Origin of the sequence: Sphingomonas fuzhouensis (genome assembly GCF_034659795.1) — a bacterium.
GTDB classification, from domain to species: Bacteria; Pseudomonadota; Alphaproteobacteria; order Sphingomonadales; family Sphingomonadaceae; genus Sphingomonas; species Sphingomonas fuzhouensis.
In genome coordinates, this window is sequence record NZ_JAXSQY010000001.1 from 108,945 (window position 1) to 123,994 (window position 15,050).

The following is a 15,050-nucleotide window of genomic DNA, read 5'->3' on the forward strand; positions in this document are numbered from 1 at the left end:
AAGCGGGGCGGACGCATTCGACAGCGCCCGTCCGTCACCGCTCCGGCGATGGGCCCCTTCCGCGCTCGCTCGTCCGGCGCGTCGGAGAATTACCATGCGTGACCTATCCAAGGTCCCCGTCACCATCGTCACCGGCTTTCTGGGCGCGGGCAAGACCACGCTCATCAGTCACCTGATCCGAAACGCAGGCGGCCGTCGCCTGGCGGTGGTCGTCAACGAGTTCGGCACATTGGGCGTCGACGGCGACATCCTCCAGTCCTGTGCCATCCCCGACTGCCCGGCGGAGAATATCGTCGAGCTGGCCAATGGCTGTATCTGCTGCACCGTCGCCGACGACTTCATCCCCACGGTCGAAAAGCTGTTGGCGATGGAGCCGCGCCCGGATCACATCCTGATCGAGACCTCGGGGCTGGCACTGCCCAAGCCACTGCTGAAGGCGTTCGACTGGCCCGCGATCCGCTCGCGCATCACCGTCGACGGCGTGGTGGCGCTCGCCGATGCGGAGGCCGTCGCGGCGGGCCGCTTCGCCCCCGATCTGGACGCGGTCGAGGCACAGCGCGCCGCCGACCCCAGCCTCGATCATGAAACCCCCTTGTCGGAAGTGTTCGAGGACCAGCTGGCCTGCGCCGACATCGTCCTGTTGACCAAGGCCGACCTTGCCGGGCAGGAGGGTGTCGCCAAGGCGCGCGCCATCATCGCCGCCGAGGCCCCACGCCCGCTGCCGATGGTCGAGGCGGTCGACGGCATCGTCTCCGCCGAGATCGTGCTGGGCCTGGAGGCCGCCGCCGAGGACGATATCGCCGCGCGCCCCTCGCACCATGACGGTGCGGACGATCACGAGCATGACGATTTCGACAGCATCTCGGTGATGCTGGGCGAGGTGGAGAGCCCCGAGGCGCTCACCCAACGCATCGTCACGCTGGCCGAGCAGCAGGATATTCTCCGCGTGAAGGGCTATGCGGCGGTGGCGGGCAAGCCGATGCGGCTGCTGGTCCAGGCGGTCGGTCGCCGGGTGCGCACCAATTACGACCGCCCCTGGGGCGCAGGCGAGGCGCGCGGCACGCAGCTGGTCGTTATCGCTGAACATGACCGCATCGACCGGCCCGCGATCGAGGCCGTGCTGAAGGGCTGAACAGGTGCATCTCGTCTTTCGCGAGAGCCATGGGCTGGAGGAACAGGCCGTCCCACAGGATCTGGGGCAGCGCCCCGGTGACGTGGTCGTGCTGTCCTTCTCCGACAGCGACCTGAGCGCCTTTGCGGCGGGCTGGCGGGCAGGGGGATTCCCCTGGTCGCTGCGGCTCGCCAATCTGGCGGCGCTGGTCCATCCGCTGTCGGTCGACATTTATGTCGAGCAGACTTTGGTTCATGCGAAGGCGATCCTGATCCGGTTGATCGGCGGGGCGGCATACTGGGATTACGGCCTGCGCGAGGTCGAGCGGCTGGCGCGCGAGCGGGGCATCGCGCTGGCGGTCCTGGCGGCGGATGGGCGGGAGGACCGGCAGCTGGCGGCCGCGTCGACGGTGGATGCCGTGTTGGTGCGGCGGTTGACGACGTTGTGTGATGCGGGCGGGGCGCAGGCGGCGGCTTTGGCTTTGGGAGAAATTGCCGAGGCTGTGTCGCTTGCGGCTTTGCCCTCCCCAACCCCTCCCGCCTGCGGGAGGGGCTATCGTGATGCGGGGGGCGTTGGGTTTATAAGCGAACGTCTGACCGGTGACGCGAGCCAGCCTGGTAAAGAAGCGCGGGCGCTCACCACAAGCACGCCCCTCCCGCAGGCGGGAGGGGATGGGGGAGGGCTCTCTCCACTGGTCGCACTGGTCGGAGGCTGGTCACCGGAGGGCCTGACCTGCCCCGCCGAAACCCTGCTGACCGCAATCCGCCCCCGTGTCTTGATCGTCTTCTACCGCGCCTATCTCGCCGCTGCCGATCTCGAACCCATCGCTGCGCTTCACGCCGCCCTTACCGAACATGGCTTCGACCCCATCGCCCTGTTCGTCCCCTCGCTGAAAGCCGAGGGCGCTGGCCCATGGATCGCGCGTTGGGTCAAAGCCCTCACTCCCGCCGCGATCGTCAACGCCACCGCCTTCTCCGCGCGCGGCGAGGATGACACCACGCCGCTCGACGGCGCGGGCGTGCCGGTGTTTCAGGTCGCACTCGCCACCAGCGACCGCGAGGGCTGGGAGGGATCGGCGCGCGGCCTGTCGCCTGCCGACCTCGCCATGCATGTCGTCCTGCCCGAGATCGACGGGCGGCTGTTCGCAGGCGTGGTCAGCTTCAAGCAACCGGGCGAGCGAGACCCCGACTTCGATGTCGCCTTACGCCTCCACCGCGCCGAACCGGCCCGTATCGGGGCGGTGGCGGACAAGGTGGCGGGCTGGACGAAACTGGCCGCGACTCCGGCGGCGGAGCGGCGGCTGGCGATCCTGCTGTCCACTTATCCCGGCAAGGACTGGCAGGCGGCGCATGCGGTCGGGCTGGACGGCTTTGCCTCGGCGCAGGCGATCCTGGAAGACCTGCACGCCGCCGGGTACGACACCGCCGCGCACCCCGATCTGCCCGCTGCGCTGATCGACAACCGCATCGCATGGCCGGTCGCGGCCTATCGCGACGCGCTTGGCCAGCTGCCCGAAACCTTGCAAGCCGATCTGCTCGAAAGCTGGGGCGCGGTCGAGGACGACCCGCTGGTCGAGGGCGACTCCTTCCATTTCCCCGCCCTTACGCTCGGCAAGGCGATCGTCGCGCTCCAGCCCGAGCGGGGCCGCCGGAACGCGCGCGCAGACGATTATCACGACCTCTCACGCTGCCCCCGACACTCCTATGTCGCCTTCTATCTCTGGCTCCGCGCGCAAGCGATCGATGCGCTGGTCCATGTCGGTGCGCATGGCACGCTGGAGTGGTTGCCGGGCAAGGCGGTCGCACTATCCGATACCTGCTGGCCCGAGGCGCTGACCCGCGACTGGCCGGTCCTCTATCCGTTCATCGTCAACGATCCGGGCGAGGCGGCACAGGCCAAGCGGCGCTTGGGCGCGGTAACGATCGGCCATGTCCCCCCGGCGCTGGTTCAGGCGGAGACGGGCGCGGGGCTGGGGCGGTTGGAGGCGCTGCTCGACGAATATGCCAATGCCGATGGCCTCGACCCGGCGCGCCGCGACCGGCTGCGCGGGTTGATCGCCGACGAGGCGGACAGCGTCGGGCTGGGCGAGACGTTGGGGCTGGCGGGGGCGGACGACCCGCTCGCCCGGATCGACGCGTTCGTGTGCGACGTGAAGGACAGCCAGTTCGGCGAGGGGCTGCACGTCTTCGGGCGCGGCGAACAAGGCGCGGCCGAGCGGGCCGGGCTGCTCGCCGGGCTCGACGGCAAGCGCGTCCCGGCGGGGCCATCGGGTTCGCCCTATCGCGGGCGCGCCGATGTGCTGCCCACGGGGCGCAACCTCTACGCCATCGACCCGCGCGCGGTGCCGAGCCGCGCGGCGCAAGGACAGGGCGTCAAGCTCGCCGAGGAACTGATCCGCCGCCACATGCAGGAGGAGGGCGATCACCTCCGCACCCTGATCGTCGACCTCTGGGGATCGGCGACGATGCGCACGGCGGGCGAGGAATTCGCCATGGCGCTGCACCTGATCGGGGTCGAGCTGGTCTGGGACCACCGGTCCGAGCGGGTGACGGGGTTCGAGGTGATGCCGCTGATGCGCTTCGACCGGCCGCGCGTCGATGTGACGCTGCGCGTGTCGGGGCTGTTCCGCGACGCCTTCCCCCATCTGGTCGCACTGTTCGGGCAGGCGGTGCGCGCCCTAGGGGCTCGTGACGAGGAACCGGAGTGGAATCCGTTTGTCGGGCAGGCGAGCCCGCGCGTCTACGGTCCCGCACCCGGCCGCTACGGTATCGGGCTGGACCCGGAGGCGGGCTATGACGAGGCCGCGCGGATCGAGGCGGGACGGAGCTGGCTCGCCGCGTCGGCGACCGCGCTCGACGATGGCGACCGGCGCGATGCCGAGGGGATCTCGGCGCGGGTGGCAGGGGCGCAGGCCTTTGTCCATGTCCACGACCTGCCGGAGAGCGACCTGCTGCTCGCTGCCGATTATGCCGCGCATCAGGCGGGCTTCGCGGCGGCGCGGGCGGCTGTGGGCGAAGGGGGGGCGTCGCTCTATCATCTCGATACGCGTGATCCGGCCAGCCCCAAGGCGCGGACGCTGGCGGAGGAGATCGCCCGCACCGTCTACGCCCGCGCCGCCAACCCGCGCTGGGTGGCGGGCATGATGGCGCATGGCTTTCGCGGCGCGGCCGAGATTGCCGCGACGCTCGACCATCTGGGCAGCTTCGCGCATCTGGCCGATGTGGTGCCCGCGTCGCTGATCGACCTCTATTGGGATGCGACGCTGGCGCAGGACGCGGTGCGCGATTTCATGGTGCAGGCGAACCCGGCGGCGTTGAAGGCGATGGAGGCGCGGTTTGCGGCGCTTCACAAGGCAGGGTTGTGGCAGACGCGGCGCAACTCCGTGTTGGCGATGCTGGACGGCGCGGGATGAGCGGGTTCGAGGTCAAGGGCTGGTGCCCCGATGCATGGCGGCCGATGATGGCGGGCGACGGCCTGCTCGTCCGCGTCCGCCCGCCGCTTGCCCGGCTGACGGCGGAACAGGTCGAGGGGCTGTGCGACGCTGCGATCCGGCATGGCAATGGCCAGATCGACCTGACGAGCCGCGCCAACCTGCAATTGCGCGGGGCGACCGAGGCAAGCTGGCCCGCTATGGTCGCCGCGTTGCAGCCACTGGGGCTCGTCGATCCCGATCCGGTGCGCGAGGGGCGGGGGGCGATCCTTATCAATCCAGACTGGCGGGAGGGTGACGACAGCCACGCCATCGCCAGCGAATTGCGTGCGCGACTGGCGGAACTGCCCGAGCTGCCGGGCAAGGTCGGCATCGTGGTCGATGCCGGGCCTGCACCAATGCTGGCGCACGCGTCCGGCGATTTCCGGATCGAGCGCGCCGCCACGGGTGGGTTGCTGTTGCGTGCCGATGGGCGGGCGAGTGGCGTGACCGTCACCCGCTCCAATGCGGTCGATGCCCTGATCCGGCTGGCGCACTGGTTCGTCGACAGCGACGGCCGCACCGCCGGGCGGATGGCGCGACACAAGGTCGCTCTGCCCGATTGGGCCGAAGGTGACGCCGTACCTGCGTCCGGCGTGCCGATGGAGCCGGGCCCGCACCCATTGGGCACGGTATATGGTCTGCCCTTCGGCCGGATCGATGCCGCATCGCTGGCGGCGTTCGTCCACACCCATGACTGCGCCATTCGCCTTATCCCGTGGCGGCTACTGATCGCGGAGGGCGTCGCACCGACGCCTGCCGCCGGGATGCTGCTGGCCGATAGCCCCATCCTGCACGTCGATGCCTGTGTCGGCGCGCCCGCCTGTCCGCAGGCCAGCGTCGAGACCCGTGAATTGGCCACCCGGCTCGCGCCGCTGATCGACGGTCGCCTGCACGTCTCGGGTTGCGCGAAGGGCTGCGCACGGGCACGGGCGGCGGACTGGGTGCTGACCGGGCGGGCGGGGGCTTTCGATCTGACCCGCAACGCCCGCGCCGGGGCCACGCCCCTTCACACCGGATTGACGCCCGAGCGGGCGGTCGCGCTTCTCGGAGCCTGTTGATGCCGTACACTTACGAAACCGATGGCGCGGCGATCTATCGCCAGTCCTTTGCCATCATCCGCGCCGAGGCGGAGCTGGCCCGCTTCGATGCGGAGGAGGAGCCGGTCGCGGTCCGCATGATCCATGCCGCCGGACTGGTCGAACTGGCGCCGTCGATCCATTTCTCGAGCGGCTTCGCGATGGCGGGACGGCAGGCGCTGGCAAACGGGGCGGCGATCCTGTGCGACGCGCATATGGTCAGCGAGGGCGTGACGCGCGCGCGGCTGCCCGCCGACAATCCGGTGATCTGCACGCTGCGCGATCCCTCGGTGCCCGCGCTCGCCAAGGAGATGGGCACGACCCGCTCGGCGGCCGCGCTGGAGCTGTGGCGGCCGTATCTGGGCGGGGCGCTGGTGGCGATAGGCAATGCGCCGACTGCGTTGTTCCATCTGCTGACCATGCTGGAAGACCCCGGCTGCCCGCGTCCGGCCGCGATCATCGGCTGTCCGGTCGGCTTTGTCGGCGCGATGGAGTCGAAGGACGCGCTCTGGGACGCGCAGCCCGTCCCCTGCGCCATCGTGAAGGGCCGCCCCGGCGGCAGCGCGATCACGGTGGCGGCGATCAACGCGCTGGCGAGCCGCGCCGAATGACCGGGACCGTTCACGGCGTCGGCCTGGGGCCAGGCGCGGCGGATCTGATGAGCGTCCGCGCCGACCGGCTGGTCCGCGGGGCGCGGCATGTCGCGTACTTTCGCAAGGCCGGACGGCGCGGCCATGCGCGCACCATCGTCGAGGGCATGCTGCGCGACGATGTGGTCGAATATCCGATGGACTATCCGGTCACGACCGAAATCCTGTTCACCGACCCGCGCTACAACGAATGCCTGTCGGCCTTCTATGCGACATGCACCGCGCATATCCTGTCGCTCGTGCAAAGCGGTGAGGATGTTGTGGTGCTGTGCGAGGGCGATCCGTTCTTCTACGGATCGTTCATGCACCTGCACAGCCGGTTGAAGGACCATGCGCCGGTCGCGGTGGTGCCCGGTATCACCGGCATGTCGGGTGCCTGGACCGCCAGCGGCGCGCCGATCACCTGGGGCGACGATGTGCTGACCGTCGCGATGGCGACCCTGCCCGAGGCCGAGTTGACCCGCCGCATCGCCGAAACGGACGCGCTGGTCGTCATGAAGATCGGCCGCCACCTGCCCAAGCTGCGCCGCGCCATCGCGGCGGCGGGGCGGGAAGGGCAGGCGTGGTTGGTCGAACATGCCGCGCAGGCCGGGGAACGGGTCCGGCCCCTGGTAGAAGTAGAGGATGCACCTGCGCCCTATTTCTCGATCGCGCTGATCCACGGGCAGGGGCGGCGGCCATGAGCGGCTGGCTGATCGTTGTCGGGCTGGGGCCGGGCGCGCAGGCGATGGTCACGCCCGAAGTGTCGGCGGCGCTGGCCGAGGCGACCGATGTCGTCGGCTATATCCCGTACGTCGCGCGGGTGCCGGAGCGCCCCGGTCTGACCCGCCATGCCAGCGACAACCGGGTCGAGCGCGACCGGGCGCTCCATGCGCTGGAGATGGCGGAGGCGGGCGGCCGCGTCGTCGTCGTGTCCTCGGGCGATCCGGGCGTGTTCGCGATGGCGGCGGCGATCTTCGAGCGGGTGGAGGAAGACCCCACGCGCTGGCATGACCTCGACATCCGCGTCCTCCCCGGCATCACCGCGATGCTGGCCGCCAGCGCACGGGCGGGGGCGCCGCTGGGGCATGATTTCTGCGCGATCAATCTGTCGGATAACCTCAAGCCGCAGGCACTGATCGAACGGCGGCTGAGGTTGGCGGCGGAGGCGGACTTCGCCATCGCGCTCTATAATCCCCGGTCCAGGGCACGGCCCGATGCGCTGGACGCGGCCTTTACACTGCTCCGGGAGACGTGCGGCGATGACCGCCCGGTCCTGTTCGCCCGCGCGGTATCCACGCTGGAGGAGGTCTTGCGCATCGTCTCTTTGCCGCAAGCGCGCGGCGAGATGGCCGATATGCGCACCGTCGTCATCATCGGGTCCAGCCGCACGCGGATGATCCCGCATGCGGGTCAGCCGATCCTCTACACCCCCCGGACGACGCCGTGATCCAGCCAGTTCAGCACCTCCATGATGCTGCGCGCTTGCGGGCGGGGCGGGATGAAGGGGCGGTCGATCATCACGACCGGCAGCCCCAGTTCGCGCGCTGCATCCAATTTGGCCCGTGCACCCGACCCGCCCGCATTCTTGGCGACGACCACCGCGATCCGGTGTTCGCGCAGCAGGGCAAGTTCGCCCGCCAGCGTGAAGGGGCCACGATCCACGACCAGATGATGGTGGGGCAAAGCGGGCTGATCGGCGGCGTCGACGAAGCGCAGCAGATAGAAATGCTGTGGCGCGCCGGCGAAGTCGCCGATGGTCTGACGCCCAAGTGCCAGGAAGACCCGCGCCGGGTCAGTCCCGAGCGCGACGACCGCCTGTTCACTATCCGCCACGCGGGTCCAGTGATCGCCGGGGCCCTCCACCCATTCGGGCCGGGTCAACGCGAGCAGCTTCACCCCCGCGCGCTCCGCCGCCGCGATCGCGTTGGCGCTGATCCGCGCGGCGAAGGGATGCGTCGCGTCGACCAGATGGGTCACGCCCTCGCGCATCATATGGTCGGCCAGCCCTTCGATACCGCCGAACCCGCCGATGCGCGTCGGGATGGCCTGCGCGCGGGGGTGCTCGGTGCGGCCTGCGTAACTCAACGTCGCCCGTTCGCCGCGCGCGGCCAGCGCGGTGGCCAAGGCGCTCGCTTCGGTCGTGCCGCCGAGCAGAAGGATATGGCGCATGGCTGACTCCGGGCCGTGGCTGACGATCGTCGGGATCGGCGAGGATGGCTGGGACGGCCTAGCCGCCCCCGCGCGCGCCGCGATCGAGGCGGCCGATAGCGTGATGGGCGCACCGCGTCACCTGTCGCTGCTGCCCAAATCGGGCCGTGCCAAGCGGATCGTTTGGCCGGTGCCCTTTGCCGATGGCGTGCCGATGCTGCTCGAACGGCGCGGCGAGCGGGTTGTCATGCTCGCCTCGGGAGATCCCTTCTGGTTCGGGGCCGGATCAGTCGTCACGCGCCATCTGGAGCCGGGCGAGTGGATCGCCTATCCGGCCGCGTCGACCCTGTCGCTGGCGGCGGCGCGGCTGGGCTGGCCGGTCGAGACGATCCAGAGCGTCGGGCTGCATGCCCGGCCGGTCGAGATGCTGCGTCCGCATCTGGCGCCCGGACAGCGGATATTGGCGCTGATGCGCGACGGAGCGTCGGTGACGGGGCTCGCCGCCTGGTTGGCCGAACAAGGCTTCGGCGACAGCGCGCTCACCGTGCTGGAGGCGCTGGGCGGCCCGCGCGAGCGGGTACGGGCCTGCACGGCGGACGCGCTCGACTGGACCGACATCGCCCATCCGGTCGCGGTGGCGATCGAACCTGCCGGGCCGGGCCGGGTGCTGTCGTCCGCAAGCGGTTTGGACGACGACTGGTTCGCGCATGACGGACAGATCACCAAGCGCCCCGTCCGCGCACTGGCACTGTCCGCGCTTGCCCCGCGACCCGGCGAATTATTGTGGGACATCGGCACCGGATCGGGATCGGTCGCGATCGAATGGCTGCTGAGCGACCCGACGACGCGCGCCATCGGCTTTGAGCGCGATCCCGCCCGTCTTGGCCGCGCCGCTGATAATGCCGCCCGGCTGGGTCTGGCACGGCTGGACCTGGTCGAGGGCGACGCTATCGCCGAACTGGCCGAGCGAGCGCACCCTGATGCGGTGTTCGTCGGCGGCGGGCTGTCGCGGTCGCTGGTCGAGGCGTTGCGGACGCTGCCGCGCTGTCGCCTGGTCGCGCATGCGGTCACGCTGGAAACCGAGGCTTTGCTGGCCGAATGCCATGCGCGATATGGCGGTGAGTTGCTGCGCATCGAACTGGCGCGCGCGCGGCCGCTCGGCACCAAGCGGGGTTGGAAGGCGAGTTATCCCATCGTGCAATGGCGGGTTGCATGGTGATCGCCGGGTTCGGATGCCGGGCGGGGGCGACGGTCGAGTCGTTCCGTAGCGCGCTGGCGGCGACCGGCATGCGTCCGGATGCGCTGGCCGTACCCACCGATCGCGCAGCGGTCATCGCGCCATTCGCCGAGGGAATGGCGGTCCATTTGATCGATGCCGACCTGTTGCAAGGCATCGACACCCCGACCCGCTCGACCGTCAGCATGACCGCGCGTGGGGTCGGCAGCGTCGCCGAAGCGGTGGCGCTTGCCGCCGCCGGGCCGAACGCACGGATCGTCGTGCCTCGTGTAATTTCCTCGGACCGCATGGCGACCTGCGCCATTGCTCAAGGACCTGAAGAATGACCGTTCACTTCATCGGCGCCGGACCCGGCGCGCCCGATCTGCTGACCCTGCGGGGTCGCGACCTGATCGCGGCCTGTCCCGTATGCCTCTATGCCGGATCGCTGGTGCCGGAGGCGGTGCTGGCGCATTGCCCGCCGGGTGCCAGGATCGTGAACACCGCGCCGATGACGCTCGACGAGATCATGGCCGAGATCGCGGACGCCCATGCCAAGGGACAGGACGTGGCACGGCTCCATTCGGGCGATCTGTCGGTCTGGTCGGCGATGGGCGAGCAAGTGCGGCGATTGCGCGAACTCGGCATTCCCGTCTCGGTGACGCCCGGCGTGCCGTCCTTCGCGGCGGCGGCGGCGGTGCTGGAGAGCGAACTGACCCTGCCGGGCATCGCCCAGTCGGTGATCCTGACCCGCACCCCCGGCCGCGCGAGTGCCATGCCCGAGGGCGAGTCGCTGACCGCCTTCGCCGCGACGGGGGCGACGCTGGCCATCCATCTGTCGATCCACAATCTGGCCAAGGTCGTCGCCGACCTGATCCCGCATTACGGGGCCGACTGCCCGGTCGCGATCGTCTGGCGCGCCAGCTGGCCTGAGCAGCGGATTGTCCGTGCGACGCTCTCCACCATCGAGCAAGCGGCCGCCGACGGGCCGGAGCGGACCGCGCTGATCCTGGTCGGCCGCGTCCTCGCGCCCGACGATTTCGCCGAGAGCCGGTTATATGCCGAGGGCTATGACCGCCGCTATCGCCCCGGAAACAGCCTGACATGACCCCCGGCCTGATGATCGCCGCGCCCGCCTCGGGCACCGGCAAGACGACGGTGATGCTGGGCCTGCTCCGCGCATTCCGTGATGCGGGGGTGGCGGTGCAGCCGTTCAAGAGCGGTCCCGATTATATCGACCCCGCCTTTCACCGCGCGGCCTGCGGGCGCGCGTCGTTCAACCTCGACGGCTGGGCGATGCCCGCCGCCCTCCTCGATACGCTGGGCCAGCGGGGGGTGGATGCGAACCTCGTGCTGGCGGAGGGCTCAATGGGGCTGTTCGACGGCGTCGCCAAGCCCGGCGCGACCGGCATGGGCAGCAGTGCGGAGACGGCCAGGCGGATGGGCTGGCCGGTGGTCCTGGTCATCGACGTGTCGGGACAGGCGCAGTCGGCGGCGGCGACCGCGCTGGGGTTCGCGCGTTACGATCCCGAGCTGCGCGTGGCGGGGGTGATCCTCAACCGCGTGGCGAGCCCGCGCCACGAGCGACTGGCGAGGCTCGGCTTCGAGGAGATCGGCCTGCCGGTCTTCGGCGCGCTGCCCCGGCGCGGCGATCTGGTCCTGCCGGAGCGGCATCTGGGGCTGGTGCAGGCGGTCGAGCATCCCGAACTCGACCGGCTGATCGGCGATTATGCGGCGTTCCTGGCGGCGCATGTCGATCTGGAGGCGATCCGCGCGGCGGCCTATGCCAAGCCCATGTCCATCAGCGACGCGATCCTGCCGCCACCCCCGGCGCAGCGGATCGCGCTGGCGCAGGATGCGGCCTTTTCCTTCGTCTATCCGCATATGCTGGAGGGTTGGCGCGCGGGCGGAGCGGACATCCTGCCCTTCTCGCCGCTGGCCGACGAGGCGCCCGATGCGTCGGCCGATCTGGTCTGGCTGCCCGGCGGCTATCCCGAGCTTCATGCCGGACGGCTGGCGGCGGCGGAGACGTTTCGCGCTGGTCTTGCCGCCCATGCCCGCACCAAGCCGATCCATGGTGAGTGCGGCGGCTATATGGCGCTGGGTGAAGCGCTGATCGATGCGGGCGGCGTCAGCCACCGCATGGCCGGGCTGCTCGGCCTCGTCACCAGCTATGCCAAGCGCAAGATGCATCTGGGTTATCGCCGCGCGACGTTGCTGGGCGACGTGGCGGGGATGCCCGAGGGCGCGGTGCTGGGCGGGCATGAATTTCATTACTCGACCGTCCTCGAACAGCCCGATGCGCCGCTTGCCCATGTCGTGGATGCGCAAGGGGAGGCGGTGCCCGAAACCGGATCGCGGCGGGGGCAGGTGACCGGCACCTTCTTCCATCTGGTGGCGCGCTGGTGGTGAGGGGTTTCGTATCTCTTGTCGGCGCGGGACCGGGCGATCCGGAGTTGCTGACGCTAAAGGCCGTCCGTTGTCTGGGACAGGCCGACGTCGTGCTGTTCGACGATCTGGCCGCCGGGCCGATGCTGAGCCATTGCCGCCCCGATGCCGAACTGATCGCCGTCGGCAAGCGCGCTGGGCGCGCTTCGCCCAAGCAGGGCGAGATCGACCGGCTGCTGGTCGATCATGCGCTGAGCGGCAGCCAGGTCGTGCGATTGAAGTCGGGCGATCCCGGTATTTTCGGGCGGCTGGAGGAAGAGATCGTCGCGCTGAAGGCGGCGGGCATCCCCTTCGAGATCGTCCCCGGCGTCAGTGCGGCGAGCGCGGCAGGGGCGGCGGCGGGCATTCCGCTGACCCGGCGCAACGCGGCGCGGCGGGTGCAGTTCGTGACCGGCCATGACGTCACCGGCGCGCTGCCTGCCGACCGCAATATGGCGGCGCTCGCCGATGCGAGCGCGACGACGGTGGTGTTCATGCCCAAGCGGACCTTCCCCGCGCTGGCGGAAGCGTTGATCGCGCACGGCCTGTCGCCGGATACCCCTGCGTTGATGGCCGAGCATGTCGGCTGCCCCGACCAGCGCCTGACCCGTGCCAGCGTCGGCGAACTGGCCGCACGACTGGCGGAGGGCGTGTCGGATAAGGCGGCGTTGATCCTCTACGGTCCGCTGATGGAGGATCTGTGATCCATCTCGACCTGATCGGCATCGGCACGGGCAATCCCGACCATCTGACCCGCGCGGCGGAGGCCGCGATGCGGGCCGCCGATCTGATCCTGCTGCCGCGTAAAGCGGACAAGGCGGAGCTGATCGACCTGCGCCGCGACATCTGCGCGCAGGTGCTGGCGGGGACAAGCGTACGGGTGGTCGAGTTCGACTTGCCGGTGCGGGCGACCGAGGGGGCCTATCTTGATACGGTCGAGCATTGGCACGACGCGATCGCGGAACGCTGGGCGGCGGAGATTACGGCGTATCTGCCCGGCGGAGGGCGGGTGGCGCTGCTCGTCTGGGGCGATCCGTCGCTTTACGACAGTACGATCCGTATCGCGCGGCGGCTGGCATCGGTCGAGCGGGTGACGGTGGTGCCGGGGATCACCAGCCTTCAGGCGCTATGCGCGGCCCATGCCATCCCGTTCAATGCGGTCGGCGCGCCGGTTTTGGTCACGACCGGGCGGCGTTTGCGCGAGGGCGGCTGGCCCACGGGGGCGGACAGCATCGCGGTGATGCTCGACGGCGGATGCGCGTTCACGACGTTGAACCAGCCGGATGCGGTCATCTGGTGGGGGGCGTATCTGGGCATGACGCAGCAGGCGGTCGAGGCCGGGCGGCTGGCCGATGTCGCCGAGCGGATCGTCGCACGCCGCGCCGAACTGCGGCGGGTCCATGGGTGGATCATGGATGTGTATTTGCTCCGGCGTGGTGGAGATTTGGCAGGGGAGGGTTTGTGATAGTGCCGACCCTTCCGCCCCTAGCCGCTCCCCTCCCGCAAGCGAGTTGTGGGTCGGCCATGCCCCCGGCATGGCCTGAACGATGCGGGGCATCGTTCACCCACAGCTGGGGTGGGGGAGGGCCTTGCCCCACACCACATCGCCCGTGGCTTGGCCCCCACCCCAAGCCCCTCCCCCCTGCCGGGAGGAGGGGCTTTAAGCGTATCGCCCATAAACCCTTTCCTCCCCTGGCAGGGGAGGTGGCAGGCCGAAGGCCTGACGGAGGGGTGTCCCGGCCAGTTGGCTATTCCCTCGCGAGCGGCGACACCCCTCCACCATGCTTCGCATGGTCCCCCTCCCCTGCAAGGGGAGGAATGGGGTTAGAACTCGATACCCTTTTGCGCCTTCACGCCCTGTTCGCGGAAGGGGTGCTTCACCTGCGTCATGTCCGTCACCAGGTCCGCCGCTTCGATCAGCGCATCCGGGGCATTGCGGCCGGTGATGACGACATGCGTCATCGCCCCCTTGGTGCTCAGCACCTCCAGCACCTCGTCCACCGGCAGGTAATCGTAACGCAGCACGATGTTAAGCTCGTCCGCGACGATCAGGTCGTAGGACGGGTCGGCGATCATCCGCTTGACCTCCTCCCATGCGCCCCGCGCGGTGGCGATGTCGCGGGTGCGGTCCTGCGTATTCCAGGTGAAGCCTTCGCCCATTGCGTGGAAATCGACCTCGGGGAAGCGCGCCAGCACCGCCGCTTCACCGGTGGTCATCGCGCCCTTCACGAACTGGACCATGCCGACGCGCATGCCATGGCCGACCGCGCGGATGACCATGCCCAGCGCGGCGGTCGTCTTGCCCTTGCCCTTGCCGGTATGGACGATGATCAGGCCCTTTTCGGCGTCACGCGCGGCGACCTTGCTGTCCTGCGCGGCCTTTTTCTTGGCCATGCGCTCGGCATGTTCGGCGTCGGTTCGCATCATTTCTCTCCTGAAAGCCGTAAGGGCAGACCCGCCACCACCAGATCGGTCGCGTCGCACACCCGCGCCAGCCGCTGGTTGAGCGTGCCTTGCGCATCGCGGAAGCGTCGGGCCAGCGCATTGTCGGGGACGATGCCGAAGCCGACCTCGTTGCTGACCAGCACCACCGGGCCGGGGGCGTTTGTCAGCGCCGCGACCAGCGCATCGGCCGCCGCCGTCAGGTCGGTCTCGCCGAGCAGCAGATTGGTGAGCCACAAGGTCAGGCAGTCCACCAGCAGCACATGGTCGGGGCGGCTATGCTCGGCGATGGCGTCGGCCAGCGCAAGCGGGGCCTCGACCGTCGTCCAGCGCGCGTCGCGGTCCGCCTGGTGCCGCGCGATGCGGTCGCGCATCTCGTCGTCCCAGGCTTGGGCGGTCGCGATGAAGCAGCCTTCAGTCGTCATCGCTTCGGCCAGGGCCTGCGCGTGGCGGCTCTTGCCCGACCGGGCACCGCCGAGGACCAATATGGTGCGGGGCTTCGTCATGCCCGTCCGCATCGCGGGAG

The 15,050-nt window shown here is 69.8% G+C and carries 15 protein-coding genes; 12 read left to right on the top strand and 3 right to left on the bottom strand.

Going from position 1 to position 15,050, the window contains the following annotated elements; genetic code table 11:
- The first annotated feature begins 94 nt into the window (after nt 1-94).
- The 6 genes from cobW to cobJ are packed head-to-tail and all read left to right on the top strand — an operon-like array spanning nt 95 to nt 7,738.
- Nucleotides 95-1,132: a cobalamin biosynthesis protein CobW gene (gene cobW, locus U1H82_RS00525; RefSeq protein WP_322962973.1), complete on the top strand. Its 1,038-nt coding sequence runs from the start codon at nt 95-97 to the stop codon at nt 1,130-1,132.
- Nucleotides 1,133-1,136: 4 nt separating this feature from the next.
- Nucleotides 1,137-4,523, top strand: coding sequence for a cobaltochelatase subunit CobN (gene cobN / locus U1H82_RS00530; RefSeq protein ID WP_322962974.1), 3,387 nt, complete (start codon nt 1,137-1,139; stop codon nt 4,521-4,523).
- Nucleotides 4,520-5,641, top strand: coding sequence for a ferredoxin-like domain-containing protein (locus U1H82_RS00535; RefSeq protein WP_322962975.1), 1,122 nt, complete (start codon nt 4,520-4,522; stop codon nt 5,639-5,641). The genes cobN and U1H82_RS00535 overlap by 4 nt, the downstream gene beginning before the upstream one ends.
- Complete coding sequence (locus U1H82_RS00540; protein ID WP_322962976.1) at nt 5,641-6,270, top strand: precorrin-8X methylmutase; 630 nt, start codon at nt 5,641-5,643, stop codon at nt 6,268-6,270. Before U1H82_RS00535 ends, U1H82_RS00540 begins: the two co-directional genes overlap by 1 nt.
- Complete coding sequence (locus tag U1H82_RS00545) at nt 6,267-6,992, top strand: precorrin-2 C(20)-methyltransferase (protein ID WP_322962977.1); 726 nt, start codon at nt 6,267-6,269, stop codon at nt 6,990-6,992. Before U1H82_RS00540 ends, U1H82_RS00545 begins: the two co-directional genes overlap by 4 nt.
- Complete coding sequence (gene cobJ, locus U1H82_RS00550) at nt 6,989-7,738, top strand: precorrin-3B C(17)-methyltransferase (protein WP_322962978.1); 750 nt, start codon at nt 6,989-6,991, stop codon at nt 7,736-7,738. The genes U1H82_RS00545 and cobJ overlap by 4 nt, the downstream gene beginning before the upstream one ends.
- Here the strand turns inward: cobJ and U1H82_RS00555 are convergent.
- A complete protein-coding gene (locus U1H82_RS00555) occupies nt 7,714-8,460 on the bottom strand; it encodes a cobalt-precorrin-6A reductase (RefSeq protein WP_322962979.1) in 747 nt (248 codons plus the stop codon). The genes cobJ and U1H82_RS00555 overlap by 25 nt on opposite strands.
- Between U1H82_RS00555 and cbiE the strand changes: the two genes are divergently transcribed.
- From cbiE to cobF, 6 genes are read left to right on the top strand one after another with little or no spacing between them, the layout of a single operon-like run.
- On the top strand, nt 8,459-9,658 hold the full coding sequence (cbiE, locus tag U1H82_RS00560; RefSeq protein WP_322962980.1) for a precorrin-6y C5,15-methyltransferase (decarboxylating) subunit CbiE: 1,200 nt from the start codon (nt 8,459-8,461) through the stop codon (nt 9,656-9,658). The two genes, U1H82_RS00555 and cbiE, sit on opposite strands and share 2 nt — an antisense overlap.
- Nucleotides 9,652-10,002, top strand: coding sequence for a cobalamin biosynthesis protein (locus tag U1H82_RS00565; RefSeq protein ID WP_322962981.1), 351 nt, complete (start codon nt 9,652-9,654; stop codon nt 10,000-10,002). Before cbiE ends, U1H82_RS00565 begins: the two co-directional genes overlap by 7 nt.
- Nucleotides 9,999-10,763 carry a precorrin-4 C(11)-methyltransferase gene (gene cobM, locus U1H82_RS00570; protein WP_322962982.1) on the top strand — a complete coding sequence of 255 codons (765 nt, stop codon included), beginning with the start codon at nt 9,999-10,001 and terminating at the stop codon, nt 10,761-10,763. The genes U1H82_RS00565 and cobM overlap by 4 nt, the downstream gene beginning before the upstream one ends.
- Nucleotides 10,760-12,067 carry a cobyrinic acid a,c-diamide synthase CobB gene (locus U1H82_RS00575; RefSeq protein ID WP_322962983.1) on the top strand — a complete coding sequence of 436 codons (1,308 nt, stop codon included), beginning with the start codon at nt 10,760-10,762 and terminating at the stop codon, nt 12,065-12,067. The genes cobM and U1H82_RS00575 overlap by 4 nt, the downstream gene beginning before the upstream one ends.
- The gene (cobA, locus tag U1H82_RS00580) at nt 12,064-12,786 is read left to right on the top strand and encodes a uroporphyrinogen-III C-methyltransferase (RefSeq protein ID WP_322962984.1); all 723 of its coding nucleotides are present in this window, start codon (nt 12,064-12,066) and stop codon (nt 12,784-12,786) included. Before U1H82_RS00575 ends, cobA begins: the two co-directional genes overlap by 4 nt.
- Entirely contained in the window at nt 12,783-13,547 is a 765-nt protein-coding gene (gene cobF, locus U1H82_RS00585) for a precorrin-6A synthase (deacetylating) (RefSeq protein WP_322962985.1), read from the top strand. Before cobA ends, cobF begins: the two co-directional genes overlap by 4 nt.
- A 359-nt stretch (nt 13,548-13,906) precedes the next feature.
- Here the strand turns inward: cobF and cobO are convergent, their stop codons facing one another.
- Together cobO and cobU are read right to left on the bottom strand one after the other, a co-directional pair.
- On the bottom strand, nt 13,907-14,506 hold the full coding sequence (cobO, locus tag U1H82_RS00590) for a cob(I)yrinic acid a,c-diamide adenosyltransferase (RefSeq protein ID WP_375339490.1): 600 nt from the start codon (nt 14,504-14,506) through the stop codon (nt 13,907-13,909).
- Nucleotides 14,506-15,030 (bottom strand): bifunctional adenosylcobinamide kinase/adenosylcobinamide-phosphate guanylyltransferase, encoded by a 525-nt coding sequence (cobU, locus tag U1H82_RS00595; RefSeq protein WP_322962987.1) that lies wholly within the window; start codon nt 15,028-15,030, stop codon nt 14,506-14,508. The genes cobO and cobU overlap by 1 nt, the downstream gene beginning before the upstream one ends.
- Between the last annotated feature and the right edge of the window lie 20 nt (nt 15,031-15,050).

What these genes read in the sequence shown, in the direction of transcription:
- U1H82_RS00555 (WP_322962979.1), bottom strand. Translation starts at nt 8,460, where the DNA reads ATGCGCCATATCCTTCTGCTCGGCGGCACGACCGAAGCGAGCGCCTTG.
- cbiE (WP_322962980.1), top strand. Translation starts at nt 8,459, where the DNA reads ATGGCTGACTCCGGGCCGTGGCTGACGATCGTCGGGATCGGCGAGGAT.
- U1H82_RS00575 (WP_322962983.1), top strand. Translation starts at nt 10,760, where the DNA reads ATGACCCCCGGCCTGATGATCGCCGCGCCCGCCTCGGGCACCGGCAAG.
- cobJ (WP_322962978.1), top strand. Translation starts at nt 6,989, where the DNA reads ATGAGCGGCTGGCTGATCGTTGTCGGGCTGGGGCCGGGCGCGCAGGCG.
- U1H82_RS00565 (WP_322962981.1), top strand. Translation starts at nt 9,652, where the DNA reads ATGGTGATCGCCGGGTTCGGATGCCGGGCGGGGGCGACGGTCGAGTCG.
- cobO (WP_375339490.1), bottom strand. Translation starts at nt 14,506, where the DNA reads ATGCGAACCGACGCCGAACATGCCGAGCGCATGGCCAAGAAAAAGGCC.
- U1H82_RS00535 (WP_322962975.1), top strand. Translation starts at nt 4,520, where the DNA reads ATGAGCGGGTTCGAGGTCAAGGGCTGGTGCCCCGATGCATGGCGGCCG.
- U1H82_RS00545 (WP_322962977.1), top strand. Translation starts at nt 6,267, where the DNA reads ATGACCGGGACCGTTCACGGCGTCGGCCTGGGGCCAGGCGCGGCGGAT.
- cobU (WP_322962987.1), bottom strand. Translation starts at nt 15,030, where the DNA reads ATGACGAAGCCCCGCACCATATTGGTCCTCGGCGGTGCCCGGTCGGGC.
- U1H82_RS00540 (WP_322962976.1), top strand. Translation starts at nt 5,641, where the DNA reads ATGCCGTACACTTACGAAACCGATGGCGCGGCGATCTATCGCCAGTCC.
- cobW (WP_322962973.1), top strand. Translation starts at nt 95, where the DNA reads ATGCGTGACCTATCCAAGGTCCCCGTCACCATCGTCACCGGCTTTCTG.
- cobM (WP_322962982.1), top strand. Translation starts at nt 9,999, where the DNA reads ATGACCGTTCACTTCATCGGCGCCGGACCCGGCGCGCCCGATCTGCTG.